At 72.9% G+C, this 16,801-nt stretch carries 16 protein-coding genes; 6 read left to right on the top strand and 10 right to left on the bottom strand.

Features of this window, described 5'->3' with window-relative positions:
* Positions 1–10: 10 nt before the first annotated feature.
* From rsgA to ABD198_RS19120, 3 genes are all read right to left on the bottom strand, one after another.
* A complete protein-coding gene (gene rsgA, locus ABD198_RS19130) occupies positions 11–1,135 on the bottom strand; it encodes a ribosome small subunit-dependent GTPase A (protein ID WP_344003137.1) in 1,125 nt (374 codons plus the stop codon).
* Positions 1,136–1,462: 327 nt separating this feature from the next.
* Positions 1,463–2,962 (bottom strand): cellulose binding domain-containing protein, encoded by a 1,500-nt coding sequence (locus tag ABD198_RS19125; RefSeq protein ID WP_344003134.1) that lies wholly within the window; start codon positions 2,960–2,962, stop codon positions 1,463–1,465.
* Between the two features lie 358 nt (positions 2,963–3,320).
* Positions 3,321–4,676 (bottom strand): radical SAM protein, encoded by a 1,356-nt coding sequence (locus tag ABD198_RS19120; RefSeq protein ID WP_344003131.1) that lies wholly within the window; start codon positions 4,674–4,676, stop codon positions 3,321–3,323.
* A 106-nt stretch (positions 4,677–4,782) separates the two neighbouring features.
* Between ABD198_RS19120 and ABD198_RS19115 the strand changes: the two genes are divergently transcribed.
* Both ABD198_RS19115 and ABD198_RS19110 read left to right on the top strand, forming a co-directional pair.
* A complete protein-coding gene (locus ABD198_RS19115) occupies positions 4,783–6,045 on the top strand; it encodes a D-arabinono-1,4-lactone oxidase (RefSeq protein WP_344003128.1) in 1,263 nt (420 codons plus the stop codon).
* A 140-nt stretch (positions 6,046–6,185) separates the two neighbouring features.
* Positions 6,186–6,758 carry a TetR/AcrR family transcriptional regulator gene (locus ABD198_RS19110; RefSeq protein WP_344003126.1) on the top strand — a complete coding sequence of 191 codons (573 nt, stop codon included), beginning with the start codon at positions 6,186–6,188 and terminating at the stop codon, positions 6,756–6,758.
* Here ABD198_RS19110 and ABD198_RS19105 read toward each other — a convergent pair.
* The 4 genes from ABD198_RS19105 to ABD198_RS19090 form a co-directional block, all read right to left on the bottom strand.
* The gene (locus ABD198_RS19105) at positions 6,727–7,503 is read right to left on the bottom strand and encodes an isocitrate lyase/PEP mutase family protein (protein WP_344003123.1); all 777 of its coding nucleotides are present in this window, start codon (positions 7,501–7,503) and stop codon (positions 6,727–6,729) included. The two genes, ABD198_RS19110 and ABD198_RS19105, sit on opposite strands and share 32 nt — an antisense overlap.
* The gene (locus ABD198_RS19100) at positions 7,500–7,973 is read right to left on the bottom strand and encodes a hypothetical protein (RefSeq protein ID WP_344003120.1); all 474 of its coding nucleotides are present in this window, start codon (positions 7,971–7,973) and stop codon (positions 7,500–7,502) included. The genes ABD198_RS19105 and ABD198_RS19100 overlap by 4 nt, the downstream gene beginning before the upstream one ends.
* A 284-nt stretch (positions 7,974–8,257) precedes the next feature.
* Positions 8,258–8,704, bottom strand: a complete 447-nt coding sequence (locus ABD198_RS19095) for a DUF7144 family membrane protein (protein WP_344003117.1) — start codon at positions 8,702–8,704, stop codon at positions 8,258–8,260.
* A 93-nt stretch (positions 8,705–8,797) separates the two neighbouring features.
* Complete coding sequence (locus tag ABD198_RS19090; protein ID WP_344003114.1) at positions 8,798–9,229, bottom strand: SHOCT domain-containing protein; 432 nt, start codon at positions 9,227–9,229, stop codon at positions 8,798–8,800.
* Positions 9,230–9,506: 277 nt separating this feature from the next.
* Between ABD198_RS19090 and ABD198_RS19085 the strand changes: the two genes are divergently transcribed.
* On the top strand, positions 9,507–10,910 hold the full coding sequence (locus tag ABD198_RS19085) for a DUF2252 domain-containing protein (RefSeq protein ID WP_344003111.1): 1,404 nt from the start codon (positions 9,507–9,509) through the stop codon (positions 10,908–10,910).
* A 73-nt stretch (positions 10,911–10,983) separates the two neighbouring features.
* On the opposite strand, the gene ABD198_RS19080 is transcribed toward ABD198_RS19085, so the two are convergent.
* Both ABD198_RS19080 and ABD198_RS19075 read right to left on the bottom strand, forming a co-directional pair.
* Positions 10,984–11,181, bottom strand: coding sequence for a hypothetical protein (locus ABD198_RS19080; RefSeq protein WP_344003108.1), 198 nt, complete (start codon positions 11,179–11,181; stop codon positions 10,984–10,986).
* A gap of 107 nt (positions 11,182–11,288) precedes the next feature.
* Positions 11,289–13,994, bottom strand: a complete 2,706-nt coding sequence (locus ABD198_RS19075; protein WP_344003105.1) for a winged helix-turn-helix domain-containing protein — start codon at positions 13,992–13,994, stop codon at positions 11,289–11,291.
* A 168-nt stretch (positions 13,995–14,162) separates the two neighbouring features.
* Here ABD198_RS19075 and mmuM point away from each other — a divergent pair, with 168 nt between their 5' ends.
* Positions 14,163–15,077: a homocysteine S-methyltransferase gene (mmuM, locus tag ABD198_RS19070; RefSeq protein WP_344003102.1), complete on the top strand. Its 915-nt coding sequence runs from the start codon at positions 14,163–14,165 to the stop codon at positions 15,075–15,077.
* On the opposite strand, the gene ABD198_RS19065 is transcribed toward mmuM, so the two are convergent.
* Positions 15,061–15,525: an ATP-binding protein gene (locus ABD198_RS19065; protein WP_344003099.1), complete on the bottom strand. Its 465-nt coding sequence runs from the start codon at positions 15,523–15,525 to the stop codon at positions 15,061–15,063. The two genes, mmuM and ABD198_RS19065, sit on opposite strands and share 17 nt — an antisense overlap.
* Positions 15,526–15,608: 83 nt before the next feature.
* On the opposite strand from ABD198_RS19065, the gene ABD198_RS19060 reads away from it, so the two are divergent.
* On the top strand, positions 15,609–16,421 hold the full coding sequence (locus tag ABD198_RS19060; protein ID WP_344003096.1) for a helix-turn-helix domain-containing protein: 813 nt from the start codon (positions 15,609–15,611) through the stop codon (positions 16,419–16,421).
* A complete protein-coding gene (locus ABD198_RS19055; RefSeq protein ID WP_344003093.1) occupies positions 16,418–16,714 on the top strand; it encodes a DUF397 domain-containing protein in 297 nt (98 codons plus the stop codon). The genes ABD198_RS19060 and ABD198_RS19055 overlap by 4 nt, the downstream gene beginning before the upstream one ends.
* The last annotated feature ends 87 nt before the right edge of the window (positions 16,715–16,801 follow it).

Genomic DNA, 16,801 nt, shown 5'->3' with positions numbered 1-16,801 from the left:
ACTCGTCCGGCTATCGCCGGTGACCACCCCGCTTGAACTCCATCGCCGCCCTGGCCTGCGCGCCCTTGCGCTTCCAGTCCTTGCGGATCTCCGCGCGGAGCCGGGCGTCGGACTGGGCGACGATGCGCTGGTTCTCGCGGAGCAGCTTGCGGTAGCTCTCCAGGCGGCGGTGCGGCAGCTCGCCCTCGGCGATGGCCTCCTGGACGGCACAGCCCGGCTCGCTCTCGTGGGCGCAGTCGTGGAAGCGGCAGCCCTCGGCGAGCTCCTCGATCTCGGCGAACACCTGGCCGACGCCGGTGGTGGCGTCGTACAGGCCCACGCCGCGCAGTCCCGGCGTGTCGATGAGGACGCCGCCGCCGGGCAGAACGAGCAGGTTGCGGGTGGTCGTGGTGTGCCGGCCCTTGCCGTCCACGTCACGGACGGCCCGGACGTCCATGACCTCCTCGCCGAGCAGCGCGTTGGCGAGGGTGGACTTGCCCGCGCCGGACTGGCCGAGCAGCACGGAGGTGCCGCCGGAGGCGACCGCGGCGAGGACGTCCAGGCCCTCCCCGGTCTGGGCGCTGACGGCGAACACGGGCACGCCGGGCGCGCTGGTCTCGACGTCCTGCACCAGATGGGACCGGGTGACCGGGTCCGGCACCAGATCGGCCTTGGTGAGGACGACCAGCGGCTGCGCCCCGGACTCCCAGGCGAGGGCGAGGAAGCGTTCCACCCGTCCCAGGTCGAGTTCGGCGGCGAGGGAGACGGCGACCACCGCGTGGTCGACGTTGGCGGCGAGGATCTGCCCCTCGGACCGCTTGGAGGAGGTGGAGCGCACGAAGGCGGTGCGGCGCGGCAGGTACGCCCGCACGTAGCGCGGGTTGCCCTCAGGCTCGACGGCGACCCAGTCGCCGGTGCAGACGACCCGCATCGGGTCGTGCGGGATGACGAAGGCCGTGTCGGCGCGCACGGTCCCGTCGGCGGTGACGACGTCGCACTGGCCCCGGTCGACGCGGACCACGCGCCCGGGCAGCATCCCCTGCGCGTCGTACGGGGCGAACGCCTCGGCCCACGCCTCGTCCCAGCCGTACGGAGCGAGCGCGGTGGCAGTGACGGTGGTGGTCGCGGTGGAACTGGAGCTGGAGCTGGAAGTCAACGGGTGACCCTTCACAAGGGTGGCCCCGGCGGCCGTGCCGCGTGCGGGCACGGAGGAGGAAAGAGTGAGTCAGCCGGCGGCCACGGAGGTGGACTTGACGGTTTCCTGGATGCGGGCAGCGCCCGGCACAGTGACGGCCATCTGTCGCCACCTCCTCACTCGCACACGCGTCGCCCTCGCGACGCTCCGGTACGGCAGCCCGAACGGGTGCCATGTGATCCGCGCTCACGGTAGTCCGCGACGGGCCCTGCCCGTCAAACGCTTTTTCCGGCGGGCGTTTTCGGTCGGCCGCCCGAAGGTCCCTCCGGCCGACCGCAGGTCAGCCGTTCAGTCGGCCAGGTCGCACGGCCGGCCGTTCAACGAGAAGCCGGGCGGCGGGTTGTTGTCGCCGTTCCACGCTCCGATGAAGCCGAAGGTGATCTTGCCGTCGGCCGGGATGGAGCGGTTGTAGTGGGGGGCGGTGGCCGTGACGTGATCGTCGCGCTGGGTCACACCGGCGTCCCACATCTGCCGGATGCGCTGTCCGTCGCGGAAGGTGAAGTCGACGCGCCAGGAGTCGACGGGGACGCGGGTGACGACCGTGACCTCGGCCTGGAAGCCGTCGGGCCACTGGTACACCAGGTCGTACTCGGCCCGGCAGGCGGCGGGGCCGGCGCTGCCGGTCGCGCCGGGTGCGGAGGTGGCGGAGGAGGTGCCCTGCGGTTCGGGCTCGGGGTCGCGTTTGTCCGGGGGCGCGGCGGAGCTGCGGGTGGGGGCCGGTTTGCCGGTGCGGGGCGCAGAGGGGCGGGGGTTGGTGGCGGCGGTGGTCGACGAGGCGTCGGGGGTGCCGGGCGGCAGGGAGACGCCGGGGCCGGACGCGGGGCGTTCCCCGGCCCCGGGGTGGGCGACGCGTTCGCCCGCCGGGTCGCCGCCGAAGGGCATCAGGGAGACGGCGAGGGCCAGGGCGGAGACGACGAGCGCGGCGCCCAGCAGTCCGCCCCGGGCGAGGAGCTTGCGTTCGGAGGAGGTGTCGTCGTGGTCGGCGCCGGAGGTGTGCGGGGCGTCGAGCCGTGCGTCGGCCGCCCGGCGGCGGCGCTCCAGGTAGGCGGGGCCGCCCCAGCCGAGGACGCCTTCGGCGAGGGCCTCGGCAGGTCCCGCCGGGGAGGTGCTCAGGCAGGCGGCGGCCTCGGCGCAGCGCGGGCAGGAGGCCAGGTGGCGGGTGAGGTCGTCGGGGGTGTCGGCGGCGGGTGAGCGGGTGACGGCGTCGAGGAGCCGGGCGTAGCTGCGGCACTCGGCGTCCGTCGGGGAGTCGAGCTGGGCGCGGTGGCAGCGGTTGCGGAACTGGTCGCGGACGCGGTCGAGTTCACCGGCGGCGGTGTCGGGGTCGAGGCCGAGCCGGCGGGCGGCGACGGGCAGCGGCAGGGCCTCCACGTCGGCCAGCCACAGCAGTTCGGCGTCGGCCTGCGGCAGGTCGCGCAATCCGCGCAGGGCGAGCGGCCGGGTGAGGGGCGGGCCGGTGTAGCGGGCGGCCTGCTCGGAGGCGAGCCACTGGCGCAGGCCGGGGTCGAGCCGGTCGCCCTGCCCGGTGTCCGCCCAGTCGGCCGCGGTGGTGCGCACGGCGGTCAGCAGCAGGGCGAGGCGCGGGAGCCGGGCGGAGCGGCGGCCGCGGGCCGTGCCGGTCTCGGCGGCGCGGATCTCACGGACGCCGCGGGCGAAGGCCTCGTGGGCGAGCTGGGCGGCGGCGGAGGGTCCGGTGGTGCACAACTCGGCGTAGGACAGCACCGCGTCCCAGTACTCGGAGAACAGCGCCTTCTCGGCGTCGTCCTGAGGGGTCGGCAGGTCGGGCATGGGTCTCCTGCATCTGCGGTCCGCGCTATCGAGCCCAACTCGCCACATCGGTGGCCAAGTTGGGCAACCTGGGGCGGTGGCCGCCGAGCCTTTCACGTTCCCGGCGCACCTGACAAGCGCCGGCCGCGGTGCGGGCGCGGCGGCGCATGCGAACCCCTCACGGGACCATACGCAAGGAAGGCCGGAACGTCTCGGTTCCGGCCCTCACTGATTCCTCAGAACTTCCTGAGGAATCAGAACTCCCTGATGAATCAGGCGAATCGCACCCCGGCGCCGGGCGGCGCGCACCTCTGCGCCGGGCGGCACGCCTCCGAGCCGTGCGGCTCACGCCTCGGCGCGCGCAACTGCGCCGCGCGGCTCACACCTCGGCGGGCGCCTCCGCCGTGTCCCCGGCCGTGTCCCCGGCCGTCTCCTCGGCGGGCAGGCTGTCCATGAAGGAGCTGACGGAGAACACCGCGCGGCCGGGTCCGGGCGGGCCGTAGCCGGGGGGCGAGGTCAGGCCGAAGTCCTCCATGGTCTGCCGGTAGGCCTGGAGGAGCCGGATGTGGTACTCCAGCGGCGCGCCCTGCGGGTTGGCCTTGCCGAGCGGGGTGGTCGGCTCCGGGCACCAGGTGGTGAAGCGGGGCGTGATGCCGTGCGACATGAAGAAGCGCAGGCCCTCGGTGGTGGAGGCGATGGCCTCGTCGACCGTCTTGAAGCCGAAGGGCTCGGCCATCTCCACGCCGGCGACGAAGTTGGGGATGACGTTGCGCGCGCCGAAGACCTCGGCGGAGTCCAGGATCCGCTTGTGCCACTCGTCGCGGCCGACGTACCGCTCCTTGCCGGGGCAGTACATCTTGAACAGGTACTCGTCCCACACCTCGTAGTTGGGGTGGTAGATCTGCACGCCGTAGTCCTTGAAGCGCTGCACGTCCGCCTTGGGCAGCGCCTGGGCGACGACCTTGCCGATCCAGCGGCCGGGGAAGCGCTCCTCGATGGCCTTGGCGTAGTGGCCGTAGAAGTCGGCCTCGTCGCGGCCGGCGACCTTGGAGGTGATGGCGCCGCCGGTGAGGGTGTAGGCGGTGGACGCCTTGGCGGTGTCGTAGCGGTCGATGATCTCCAGGGCCTCGAGGATCTCCTCGACGTCCTTGACGCCCGTGTAGGGGCGGCCGGCCGCCTTGTGCTGGCGCCAGTTGTGGTTGATGTCGCAGTACTGGCACTCCTCCTTGGCGCCGAAGTACTGGCAGACCCGGAAGACGGTCAGGTAGATCAGGTAGCCCCACTGGATGGTGGGGGCGACCTCCATGACGGACTTCCCGTTGGACAGGGTGTGCCGGTAGTACTCGGGCATGGGCGGCACGCCGACGTCGGCGATGCGCTTCCCGTCGAGGTAGAGGCCGAGCATGCCGTCCTCACCGGCGGCGACCCGGTAGGGCGAGGCGGGGTTCACCCGGACGGAGACGACGGTGCGGCGCAGGTCGTAGGGGCCTCCGGTGAGGATGATCTCCTCCGGCGGGCGGCGCAGCGCGGCCTCGCCCAGCTCGGGCAGGGTGCCGTGGTCGAAGGAGAAGATGAAGTAGGACTTCGGCTTGACCTCGCCGCTCTCGTTGTCGCTGAGGGCGGACGGGTCGAAGGCCACGCCGCCGCGGAGCAGGTCCTCCTTGAAGACGGCCTCCCGCGGCACATGCGGGAACCGCTCCATAAGATCCTCGACCAGCTCGGTCCGGCTGCCCATCCCGTCATCTCCTCCCGGTGCGGACGTACGACTCCTCACGGTATGCCCCCTGCGGCTCGGCTTCCCGCCCGGGGGGTCCTCAGACGCGCCGGGTAGGTTCCGCGGTATGACGGACATCACGGTGACCAACTGGGCCGGCAACATCACCTACGCGGCCAAGGCGCTGCACCGGCCGCATTCCCTGCCCGAGCTGCTGGCGCTGGTGGCGGACAGCGAGCGGCTGCGGGTGCTGGGCAGCGGCCACTCGTTCAACGAGATCGCCGAGCCGGGCGCCGAGGGCGTCCTGCTGTCGCTGACGGACCTGCCGCCCGAGCTGGACGTCGACACGGCGGCGCGCACGGTGCGGGTGGGCGGCGGCGTCCGGTACGCCCAGCTTGCCCGGCAGGTGCACGCGCGGGGGCTGGCGCTGGCGAACATGGCGTCGCTGCCGCACATCTCGGTCGCCGGTTCGGTGGCGACCGGCACGCACGGTTCCGGGGCCCGGAACGGGCCGCTGGCCTGCTCGGTGCGCGAGGTGGAGCTGGTGACGGCGGACGGGTCGACGGTGACCGTGCGGCGGGGCGAGGAGCGGTTCGGGGGCGCGGTGACCTCGCTCGGGGCACTGGGCGTGGTGACGGCGCTCACCCTCGATCTGGAGCCGGCCTACGAGGTCGAGCAGCACGTCTTCACCGAGCTGCCGCTCGAAGGGCTGGACGCGGGGGCGTTCGAGGCGGTGATGACGGCGGCGTACAGCGTGAGCCTGTTCACGGACTGGCGAGAGCCGGGATTCCGGCAGGTGTGGCTGAAGCGCCGCACCGACCAGCCGCTGCCTGACTTCCCGTACGCGACTCCGGCGACGGAGAAGATGCACCCCGTTCCGGGCATGCCCGCCGTCAACTGCACCGAGCAGTTCGGGGTGCCGGGCCCCTGGCACGAGCGGCTGCCGCACTTCCGCGCCGAGTTCACCCCCAGCAGCGGGGCCGAACTCCAGTCGGAGTACCTGATGCCGCGCCGGCACGCCCTGGACGCCCTGCGCGCGCTGGACGGGATACGGCAGGTCCTGGCACCGGTGCTGCAGACCTGCGAGATCCGGCTGGTCGCCGCCGACGACCAGTGGCTCAGCCCGTCCTACGGCCGGGACACCGTGGCCGCGCACTTCACCTGGATCGAGGACAGCGCGGCGGTGCTGCCCGTGGTACGCCGCCTGGAGCAGGCCCTCGCCCCCTTCGAGGCGCGGCCGCACTGGGGCAAGGTGTTCACCACCCCGGCGGCACAGCTGCGCGCCCTCTACCCCCGCCTGGACGAGTTCCGGCGGCTGGCCGAAACCCTGGACCCGGCAGGCAAGTTCCGCAACGCCTTCGTCCGCGAGGTGCTCACGGCGGCCCGGTGAGGCGGGTACGAGAAGCCTGACCTCGGCAGACCGCCCCTCACCGGCTCCCCCGCATCCATTAGGTTGCTCCCTGCACACACCGGCTCTCTCAACTCTCCCGCCCCTCTCGCCCCTCTCGACTCTCTCGATCGGAGGCCCCCTTGCCCCGTGCCGGGCTCAGCACCGACCGTCTGGTCGCGGCGGCGGCCGACCTCGCCGACGAGGCAGGATTCGACCAGGTCACCCTGTCCGCGCTGGCCCGGCGCTTCGGCGTCAAGGACGCGAGCCTGTACGCCCATGTGCGGGGCCTGGACGACCTGCGCACCCGCCTGGCGCTGCGGGCCGGCGGCGAGCTGATCGACCGGATCGCGGAGGCGGTGGCCGGGCGCACGGGCAAGGACGCCCTGGCCGCCTTCGCGGGCGCCTACCGCGAGTACGCCCTCACCCACCCCGGCCGCTACGCGGCGACCCAGATCCGCCTGGACCCGACCCGCATCGCCGGCTCCCCCGCCGTGCGCCGCACCGCCGAGGTCACCTACGGCCTGCTGCGCGCCTACGGCCTTCAGGAGCCGGACCTCACCGACGCGGTCCGCCTGCTGCGCAGCACCTTCCACGGCTTCTGCGCCCTGGAGGCCACCGGCTCCTTCACGGCCCCTCGCGACCTGGAGGCTTCCTGGAACCAGGCGATCGAGGCCCTCCACATCACCCTGACGAACTGGCCGCGGGCGCGCTGAGCCGCTGGATCTCCTCGTACGAGGGTGTGGTGCCCGCCGCTGTGCGGCCCGAGCGGACGGCGGTGGCCGCCTCCAGGGCCGCGCCGAGGGCCCGCCGGTAGAGGAGGGAGCCGAGGCTGACGCGCCGCACGCCGAGCCCGGCCAGATGCTGGAGGGAGGGGCCGTCGGGTGAGTGGAGGACGTTGAGGGGGACGTCCAGCTGCCGGAGGAGGCGGGTGATCTCCCCGGGGTCGGTGAGTCCGGGCACGAACACGCCGTGCGCTCCTGCCTCTTGGTAGGCCGTGAGGCGGCTCAGGGTCTCGTCCGGGTCGCCGTTCCCGAGCCAGTGGGTGTCGGTGCGGGCGTTGACGAACAGGTCCGGGGCGGCGGCGCGGACCGACTCGATCTTGGCGGCGTGCCGGTCGGCGGGGCCGAGCCCGTCCTCCAGGTTGATGCCGACGGCGCCCACGGCGGCCAGTTCGCGGGCGAACTCGGCCACCTCGTCCGGGTCGTCGCTGAATCCGTCCTCGGCGTCCACGGAGAGCAGGAACGGCTCGGAGCCGAGGGTGAGGGCGAGGCTGAGCGTCTGCTCGCGGGTGGCGCCCGCCCCGTCGGGCAGTCCGGCGGCCGCGGCGACGGCGAGGCTGGTGGTGCCGATGGCCGGGAAGCCGTGGGCGGCGAGGATCGCGGCGGAGGCGTGGTCCCAGGCGTTGGGCAGCAGCAGGGGCCGGCCCGACCGGTGCAGTGCGGCGAAGGCGGCGGTCATGAGAGGTCTCCCACGGCGTCGGCGTAGTAGACGGATTCCTGGACGTGGTGGGCGAGTTGCCGGAAGCTCCAGCCGTCGCCGGGCGAGTGGTCGAGCTGGTCGTCGGTGAGGGCGTCGAGGCGGACGGCCCAGACGCGGGCCAGCCGGAGCAGGCGGCTGCGGGCCTCGTCGAGGTCGTGCGGGGTGAAGGGCGCGAGGTCGGCGGCGGTGGTGACGGCGGAGGCGTGCCAGTCGTCGGGGCGGGGCCGCTCACCGGCGAGGCGGGCCTCCATCTCGGCCAGGTGGTCGATCATGTGATCGGCGACGCGCCGGATCGCCTTGTGCGGGGTGTACGTACGGCCGTCGACGTGCACCGGTTCGCCGTCCCACCGAATCCAGGTGGCAGCCAGGGCGAGAACGTGGTCGACCATGCCGGTGACGGCGGCGGAGGGAGCCGCCGGGGAATTCGTGCGGGGCGTGCTGTCGCTCATGCGGCCACGCTAGGAGCGCGACGCTTCGGCGCCGGCCGAAGTGGTCCCGAGCTGCCCGAAGTCCCGGGCACGGCGTGAGCCTGGGGCACCCCGGTTCCGGTCGGGGTGCCCCAGGGTTTCATCCCACCCCGATTCGGTGCTCGGGCGCCAGAGGCCATGAGCAGTCAGACCGGTTGGGGACGGAAGGGGAACATGGCGTCACCCTCCGGCCGGACGGCGAGCCACCTGCACATCACCGGCCCCCGTTCCGACGTCCTCCTCCCCTCGACGTCGCACGCCTGCCGTCAGGCCGCATCCGTACCGGTGTCCGACCTGGACAGGCACAGCGCCCAGATGATGAAGCCCGAGAAGGCGATCATCACCACGGACCACACCGGGTAGTACGGCAGGGACAGGAAGTTGGCGATGATGACGAGCCCGGCGATGGTCACCCCGGCGACGCGGGCCCACATGCTGTCCTGGAACAGCCCGAAGGCGATCAGCACGGCGAGCACGCCGAGCACCAGGTGGATCCAGCCCCAGGCGGTGAGGTCGAACTCGAAGACGTAGTTGCCGGTGGTGACGAAGACCTCGTCCTCGGCGATGCCCATGATGCCGCGCAGGACGCCGAGCACCCCTGCGATGGCGAGCGTGATTCCGGCGAAGACCGTCAGGCCCTCGGCCCACTGCCGTTTGGCCGAGGGCACATGGGCGCCGGTGGTGCTGCCGTGGGTCGGATGTGTGGCTGCCATTGGCCGCTGCCTCTCTTACGTGCCGTGACCGCTGAGCTTCTGTTGCATGACGTGACCGCTAGCTCTGCTACGTGCCGTGACCGCTGAGCTCTGCTACGTGCCGTGACCGCTGAGGACCATTTCCTTGGCCCTGCGGTACTCCTCGTCCGTGATGTCGCCGCGGGCCTTGATCTCGGACAGCCGGGCGAGTTCGTCGACCCGGCCGGCCGAGCCGCCCGTACCCTTCGCGGCCTCACGGATGTAGCCGTCGAAGGCCTCCTGCTGCGCCCGCGCCTGTGCCGCCTCGCGGCGCCCCATGTTCTTGCCGCGGGCGACGACGTAGACGAAGACGCCCAGGAAGGGCAGCAGGATGGTGAACACCAGCCAGCCGGCCTTGGCGCCGCCGCTCAGGTCGTCGTCGCGGAAGATGTCGAGGACGACCCGGAAGAGCAGCACGAACCACATCACCCACAGGAAGAAGATCAGGATCGTCCAGAAGGCGCTCAGCAACGGAAAGTCGTACGCGAGATAGGTAGCCGCACTCATCGCTGTCCTCCGTTCCGGCCCTTCCACGACCTGCACCGGAGGGCCGATGTCAGCGTGGGCAGGGCGAGGCGCCCGCTGCCTCACCCGGCACGGGTGAAACACGGCCCGCCGTCCGGCCCGCACCGGCCGCCGCATCACCCACGGCAGGTGATCCGGCGCCCCGGCAGGCGCGATGGGATGGGATGGAGTGAGATGGTTGGGATGGGGAGCGGAGCGGGACGGACGGGTGGGGCACCCGCCGCGCCCGCCCGCTCCGTCCACCAGGTGGGAGGCAGCGATGACCGTGCCCGGTCCGTTCAGCGCTTCCCTGTCCCCGGCCGAGCGGGCGGCTCATGGCCGCAAGGCCCGCAACCGCGCGCCGCGGTCGGCCCACGGCTGGTACGAGGCGGCCCAGGACCGGCCCGACCCGGTCGGCCTGATCGAGGGACAGTCGGCGACCCGGCTGTCCGAGCTGGTCCCCATCCGCTACGGCCGGATGCTGGAGTCCCCGTTCCGCTTCTACCGGGGCGCCGCGGCCGTCATGGCCTCGGACCTGGCGCCGCTTCCCGGCACCGGTCTGACGGTCCAGCTGTGCGGGGACGCCCATCTGCTCAACTTCCGGCTGCTGGCCTCCCCGGAGCGGCACCTGGTGTTCGACATCAACGACTTCGACGAGACCCTTCCCGGCCCCTTCGAGTGGGACGTCAAGCGGCTGGCTGCCAGCTTCGCCATCGCGGGCCGCGCCAACGGCTTCTCGGCCGCGGAGCAGAACGACGCGGTCGGGACGTGCGTGCGAACGTACCGGCGGCGGATGCGGGAGCTGGCCGGCATGCGGATCCTCGACATCTGGTACGCGCAGGACGACGCCGACCATCTGCGCGAGCTGCTCGCCTCCTCGCAGAACCGCGAGGCCGCGCGGCGTGCCGACGAGGCCGCCGCACGCGCCCGCACCCGCACCCACCTGCAGGCCTTCAAGAAGCTCACCCGGGTCACGGCGGACGGCCGCCGCATCACGCCGGACCCGCCGCTGATCACGCCGCTGCGTGATCTGCTGGACGAACCCGTGACCGAGGAGAAGGTGCTGCACGAGGTCCTGGAGACCTACGCACGGTCGCTGTCGTCGGAGCGCCGGCATCTGCTGCGCAGGTACCACCTGGTCGACGTGGCCCGGAAGGTCGTCGGTGTCGGCAGTGTCGGCACGCGCTGCTGGATCGTGCTGCTGCTCGGCCGGGACGACGACGATCCCCTGCTGCTGCAGGCCAAGGAGGCGCAGGAGTCGGTGCTGTCGCCGTACACCGGCGGCGACCGCTGGGAGAACCAGGGCCGCCGGGTGGTGGCGGGCCAGCGGCTGATCCAGACGACCAGCGACATCCTGCTGGGCTGGACCCACGCCGTCGGCCTGGACGGCCGCCCCCGCGACTTCTATGTGCGGCAGCTGCGCGACTGGAAGGGCATCGCACGCCCCGAGACCATGGATCCGGGCCTGCTGGGCCTGTTCGCGCAGGTGTGCGGGGCCTGTCTGGCGCGGGCGCACGCCCGGTCCGGCGACCCGATCGCCATCGCCGCGTATCTGGGCGGAAGTGACCGCTTCGACCGGGCGCTCACCCTGTTCGCCCAGGCGTACGCCGACCAGAACGAGCGGGATCACGAGGCGTTGGGCGCGGCCGTCCGCGCGGGCCGGGTGCGCGCCAAAAGCGCGTGACGGACCGGCGTGGTTCGTTACGGACCTACGTGGTTCGCGAGGGACCTACGTGGTTCGCAAGTGGCCGGGCGCCTCACTCCGGCATCTGGCGGATCTCCAGCACCCGCAGCCCGAGGGACTGGCAGCGGGCCAGCAGCCCGTACAGGTGGGCGTCGTCGACGACGTGCCCGAACAGCAGGGTCTGGCCGGACATCTCCACATGGTCGAGTTCCGGGAAGACGTTGATCAGCGGTTCCGAGAGTTGCCCGTCGACACGGATCTCATAGCGCATGAGCTGCTCTCCGGAGGGCTGAGGCCGGCGGCTCGTGCCCGTACGCTGCGATACTCCGCCGGCCAGGGCGCGTGCGGCTCACCCCGTGCAGGTGATATGCCCGCCGCTCACAGCAGCTTCAGCTCGCGCGCCCGGCGCACCGCCTCACCGCGCCGGCTGACCTGGAGCTTGCGGTAGATGCTCTTCAGGTGGGTCTTGACCGTGTTCACCGAGACATACAGGTCGGCGGCGATCTCCTCGGTCGACATCATCAGCGCCAGCCGGCGCAGCACATCCCGCTCGCGTCCGCTGAGCTTCTCCACGGGCCGGGGCGGTGGCCGGTGCCCGGGCCGGGTGCCCCGGCCGCCGGGCCCGGTGTGCCGGTCCGTCCGGTCGATGAGCCAGCCCTCCGCCAGCCTGCGCAGCTCCGGGGTGCGCAGATGGGGTCCGATCCACGGTTCCGCCTCGACGAAGGGGCGCCGCAGCCGTTCGCCGCGGGCCTCGCGCAGGGCGCGGGCGAGCAGCCGTGTCGTGGTGGTCAGGTCGCCCGCCTGGTCCGCGGCCCGGGCGCGGGTCAGGGCCGCCCGTACCGTCACCGCCGGTCCGGCGCGCCCCGCGGGCCGCGCCCGGTCGAGCAGCTGGGCCGCCGCCCCGGGCCGCCCGGCGCCCAACTCGATGCCGGCGGCGCCCACCACGCACGCGGGCTGGTCCTCGGGCAGCCGCTGCACCAGTTCGACCGCGGTGTCCGCCCGGCCCTCGGCCAGATGCGCGGCGGCCGCGACGACCGCTCGCTGCCCCTCCGCCCAGGGCGAGGGGACGGCTGCCGGGATCTCACAGTCCGCCGCCTTGAGCGCGCCCTTGGCGTCGCCCTGCGCCAGGTGCAGCCGGGCGCTGACGATGGCCCGGCCCGCCTCCGTCACCGGGTCCCGCAGGGCCGGACGCGACACGACCGCCGCGTCGAGCAGGGACTGCGCCTGGCCGAGTTCGTCGCGTTCCAGGGCGACGGCCGCGAGGACCAGGCGTTCGACTCCGGCCCCGGCGGGCTGGGGCAGGCCGAAGCGCTCCGTCTCGGCGAGCGCCTCCCGCGCCTTGCGCTCCGCGCCGCTGAGCCGGCCGTCGAGGAAGTCCATCAGGGCCAGGCGGCTCAGGGAGTCCTCACGCGGCAGCGCGGTGGCCGCCTGGGCGCCGGATCCGGCCACCTCGGACAGGGCGGCCCGCGCCTCCTCGAACCGGCCGGCCCACAGCTGTGCGGAGCCGAGATGCGTCAGCAGCAGGGCGTCGAGTTCGGGATGGCGGGCCAGCTTCCTGCCGGGCACCTGCCTGCGCAGTCTCCCGGCCCTCTCGGCGGCCGTCTCGGCCTTCGCGGGGGACCCCGCGAGCCGGGCGGCCAGCGCCTCCAGCAGTGCGCAGCTCAGCCGGGCAGCCGCAGCGGTCTCGTCGTCGTCCTCGGTGCCGCTGCCGCGCGGCTGAAGGGCGTGCTCCGCGCGCCGCAGATGGGTCAGGCCGCTGTCCAGCTCGCCGCGGGACAGATCGCGTGCCGCCCGCACCAGTTCCGGAGCCGGGCCGCGCGGCTCCTGCCCCATCCGGGAGAACAGCCCGGTCACCGCGTCGGAGCGCAGGCCGGTGAAGAACTGACCGATGGCGAGGTCGTCGACGAGGGCCTCGGCGGTGAACTCCCAGTCGCCGGCCGCGGCCCCGTGGCCGAGCGCCTCGGCGAGCGAGCCGGACCGCCGCAGGGCCTGCGCCGCCCGCCGGTGCAGCCGGGGCTCCAGACCGGGCCGGCGCATCCGCAGGTGGGCGCGGAGGATCTCCGCGAAGAGCGGGTGCAGCCGGTACATGCCGTGCCCCAGGTGCTCGACGAAGGCGTTGTCCCGGCTCAGCCGGGCCAGGATGGCGGCGCCGTCGGTGCGCCGGGTGAGCGCGTCCGCCAGGCCGGGGCCGAAGCGGTCGAGCAGGCTGACCCGCAGCAGCAGGTCCTGCGTCTCGGGGTCCTGCCGTTTGAGCACCTCGGCCAGGAGGAAGTCCGCGATGGTGCTGCGGTCGGCCTCGAAGTTCTTCAGGTACATCTCCGGGTCCGGGCTCTGCGCCGCCGCCAGCGCGCACAGCCTGAGGCCGGCCGCCCAGCCCCGCGTTCTCTCCACCAGGGCGCGCACGGTGGCCGGCGGCAGCCGCAGCCCGTGCCGGGCCATCAGCTCGGCCGCCTCGGGCGGGGTGAAGGCCAGCTCCGCGTCCCTGATCTCCGTCAGCTCGCCGCCCGCCCGGTACCGGTACAGCGGCAGCAGCGGCTCGCTGCGGGTGACGAGAACCAGGCGCAGCCCCGGCCCGGCGTGGTGCAGCACGAACTCCAGCTGCTCGGCGATCTCCGGGGAGGTGACCCGGTCGAACTCGTCGAGCACCACCATCAGGGGCCGCTCGCGGGCGCTGAGCGCGGCGGCCAGCCGGGCCGGCAGGGCCGGGCTCACCCGCTGCGCGTCCGCCGGAACGCCCACCTCGGTGCCGAGCGCAACCCCGGCCGCCCGCAGGGCCTGCAGCAGATACGCCCAGAACATGCCCGGTGCGTCCCCGGCGATGTCGGTGGTGAGCCAGACGACGGGCATCCCCTCCCGGTGCCTGACCCAGTCGGCGACCAGCAGCGTCTTCCCCGCGCCCGCGGCCCCGTTGACCATGGTCAGCGGGGTGTTCCCGGCCTGGTCCAGATGCCGGGTGAGCCGCTCCCGCCGCAGGAACGTCACCGGGCAGGCGGGCACGCTGAAGCGGGTGCGCAGGAACGGATCACCGTGCGGATCGGCGGCGGGGTGCGCCGGTGGCGGCCCCTCCCCCTGGAACCCCGTCATGGCCCTCACCGCCGACGCGTCAGTTTCATCCAATGCTGCTTCCAGCATCCCGCCGAGGCCCTGGAGGCGCACGGCGGGGAGCCGTGACCGGCGTCCCGGCCCGCACGGTCCGGCGCCGGTTACCGTCGGCCCGGCCCGCACGGTCCGCCGTCGGTTACCGTCGGCCGTATGCACCAGGCCCGCGACCTCACCGCAGCGCTCGCGTCCGGCACGCTCGTCCTCGACGGCGGCATGTCCAACCAGCTCGCCTCCGCAGGCCACGACCTCTCCGACGAGCTGTGGTCCGCCCGCCTGCTGGCCGACGCCCCCGAGGCGATCACCGAGGCGCACCTCGCCTACTTCGAGGCGGGCGCCGATGTGGCGATCACCGCGAGCTACCAGGCGACCTTCGAGGGCTTCGCCAGGCGCGGCGTCGACCGCGACCGGGCGGCCGAACTGCTGGCCCTGAGCGTGGAGTCGGCCCGCGAGGCCGCCCGCCGCGCCCGGGCCTCCCGCCCCTTGTGGGTGGCCGCCTCGGTCGGCCCGTACGGGGCGATGCTGGCGGACGGCTCCGAGTACCGGGGCCGCTACGGCCTGACCGTCGCCGAGCTGGAGCGCTTCCACCGCCCCCGCATGGAGACCCTGGCCGCGGCCCGCCCCGACGTCCTGGCCCTGGAGACCGTCCCCGACACGGACGAGGCCGAGGCGCTGCTGCGCGCCCTGCGCGGCCTCGGCGTACCCGCCTGGCTGTCCTACTCCGCCGCCGGCGACCGCACCCGGGCCGGCCAGCGGCTGGAGGACGCGTTCGCCCTGGCGGCCGGGGCGGACGAGGTGATCGCCGTGGGCGTCAACTGCTGCACCCCCGAGGACGCGGACCACGCGGTGGCGCTCGCCGCGCGCATCACCGGCAAGCCGGTCGTGGTCTACCCCAACAGCGGCGAGCGGTGGGACGCCGGGGCGCGCGGCTGGACCGGCCGCCCCACCTTCAGCGCGGACCGGGTGACCCGGTGGCAGGAGTCCGGGGCGCGGCTGATCGGGGGCTGCTGCCGGGTGGGCCCGGAGACGATCAGGTCCGTCGCCGAGGTGCTCAGGGCGGCGGCGTAGCGAACTCGCACCATACGATCTTGCCAGGGTGCCGCTCCCCCACGCCCCACTTGTCCGCCAGCTCCGCCACCAGCAGCAGGCCCCGCCCGCCTTCCCCCGGGCACCCGTCCCGCGGCTCCGGCACCGCCGGTACGCCACCCCCGCTGTCGTGCACCTCCACCCGTAAGACGCCCCCGTCGTCGCCGTAGGCAAGCAGCCGCAGCAGGAAGCCCCGGCCCGGCGGTACCCCGTGCAGCAGGGCGTTGGTGGCCAGCTCACTGACACACAGCAGCACATCGTCCGTGCGCCCGCGCACGTCCCACGCGGTGAGAGCGCTGCGCGCGAACGCGCGTGCGTCGGGCACGGACCGGCGCTCACGGCGGAAGAAGCGCTCGCGTACGCACGGGAGTTGAGGCGCGGGTGATGTTTCCTGATTCACGGGACGAGAGTCACGCTCCGTGCTCACCATGGAACAGTCCGCGCACCCGTACAGCCGGTTTGTACGGGTGCGCGTGGGTGAACGTACGGATGCGGGTGGGGAGTTCAGACCGCATGAGCACACGCAAGAACGCCTCGGCGATGAAGATGGTCGGGGCCCTCCTCGCCCTCTACCGCCAGGCCGCCGGTTACACCCAGAGGTCGCTGGGCGAGGAGTTCGGCATCAGCGAGCAGCAGGTCGCGTCGATCGAGCAGGGCAGGCGCCCGCTGAAGCCGGACGTCGCCGAGAAGCTGGACGAATTCCTCGGCACGAAGGGCGCGTTGTCGGTCGCGGTGAGCCGGATGCCGGAGGTGGATCTGGTTCCGCTGTGGGCCGAGGAGTACTTGGATCGAGAGCGGGAGGCTATCGCCATCTCGTCGTACGAGAACCAGGTGCTGCCGGGACTGCTGCAGACGGAGGCGTACGCGAGGGCGGTGTTCCGCAGTCGGATCCCCGCACTCCGGGAGGCCGACATCGAACGGCACGTTGCAGCACGCGTGGAGCGACAGGCCATCTTTCAGAGCCCGGAGCCACCGACCACGTGTTTCGTGATCTGGGAGGCGGTACTGCGAGACCGCTTGGGCGGAGAACAGGTTCATCACGAGCAACTGCGACACCTGCGGGAGCACTCCGAACACCCCGGACTCACCTTGCAGGTCCTGCCCCTGGGCCGGACTACTCACGCTGCTCTGGACGGGCCGTTCGTCCTCCTGGAGACGCCTGAACATCAGCGGCTCGCTTACACAGAGACCCAGCGAGGCAGTCAGCTGATCGCGAATCCGGACGAGGTAGCGATCCTTACGCAGAGGTGTGCGATGCTGCGTTCACAGGCCCTCACCCCCGAGGACACGAGGAACCTGCTGGACCGTCTCCTGGGAGAGCAATGAGCAGCACCGCACTTCAGTGGTTCAAGTCGACTTACAGCGGCGACGAGGGCGGCAACTGCATCGAAGTCGCCTATAGCTGGCGCAAGTCCAGCTACAGCGGCAGCGACGGCGGCAACTGCGTCGAAGTCGCCTACGACTGGCGGAAGTCCAGCCACAGCGGCAGCGAAGGCGGCGCCTGCGTGGAAGTCGCCACCCACCCCGCCGCCATCCACATCCGCGACTCCAAGACCCCGGACGCTCCTTACCTCACCGTCACGCCGGAGGCCTGGTCCGCGTTTCTGCCGCTGCTCTGAACTCGACGCGAGGGGAGCGAAGTTGTGGCACGGCCGTGCTGGTTCTGCGGAGTCGACACCCCCGCGTCGAGGCATGACCGGGTCCTG

The sequence above is a fragment of the Streptomyces thermocarboxydovorans genome (assembly GCF_039524635.1).
In the GTDB taxonomy this organism is placed as follows: domain Bacteria; phylum Actinomycetota; class Actinomycetes; order Streptomycetales; family Streptomycetaceae; genus Streptomyces; species Streptomyces thermocarboxydovorans.
The sequence above is the reverse complement of the archived record's forward strand: the minus strand, read 5'-3'. Positions and strand labels throughout refer to the sequence as shown.

Bases quoted from the DNA above. Each gene is read 5' to 3' on its own strand.
- ABD198_RS19075 (WP_344003105.1), bottom strand. From the start codon at position 13,994: ATGACGGGGTTCCAGGGGGAGGGGCCGCCACCGGCGCACCCCGCCGCC.
- mmuM (WP_344003102.1), top strand. From the start codon at position 14,163: ATGCACCAGGCCCGCGACCTCACCGCAGCGCTCGCGTCCGGCACGCTC.
- ABD198_RS19100 (WP_344003120.1), bottom strand. From the start codon at position 7,973: ATGAGCGACAGCACGCCCCGCACGAATTCCCCGGCGGCTCCCTCCGCC.
- ABD198_RS19125 (WP_344003134.1), bottom strand. From the start codon at position 2,962: ATGCCCGACCTGCCGACCCCTCAGGACGACGCCGAGAAGGCGCTGTTC.
- ABD198_RS19090 (WP_344003114.1), bottom strand. From the start codon at position 9,229: ATGAGTGCGGCTACCTATCTCGCGTACGACTTTCCGTTGCTGAGCGCC.
- ABD198_RS19105 (WP_344003123.1), bottom strand. From the start codon at position 7,503: ATGACCGCCGCCTTCGCCGCACTGCACCGGTCGGGCCGGCCCCTGCTG.
- ABD198_RS19095 (WP_344003117.1), bottom strand. From the start codon at position 8,704: ATGGCAGCCACACATCCGACCCACGGCAGCACCACCGGCGCCCATGTG.
- ABD198_RS19065 (WP_344003099.1), bottom strand. From the start codon at position 15,525: ATGGTGAGCACGGAGCGTGACTCTCGTCCCGTGAATCAGGAAACATCA.
- ABD198_RS19055 (WP_344003093.1), top strand. From the start codon at position 16,418: ATGAGCAGCACCGCACTTCAGTGGTTCAAGTCGACTTACAGCGGCGAC.
- ABD198_RS19080 (WP_344003108.1), bottom strand. From the start codon at position 11,181: ATGCGCTATGAGATCCGTGTCGACGGGCAACTCTCGGAACCGCTGATC.
- ABD198_RS19120 (WP_344003131.1), bottom strand. From the start codon at position 4,676: ATGGGCAGCCGGACCGAGCTGGTCGAGGATCTTATGGAGCGGTTCCCG.
- ABD198_RS19060 (WP_344003096.1), top strand. From the start codon at position 15,609: ATGAGCACACGCAAGAACGCCTCGGCGATGAAGATGGTCGGGGCCCTC.
- ABD198_RS19085 (WP_344003111.1), top strand. From the start codon at position 9,507: ATGACCGTGCCCGGTCCGTTCAGCGCTTCCCTGTCCCCGGCCGAGCGG.
- ABD198_RS19115 (WP_344003128.1), top strand. From the start codon at position 4,783: ATGACGGACATCACGGTGACCAACTGGGCCGGCAACATCACCTACGCG.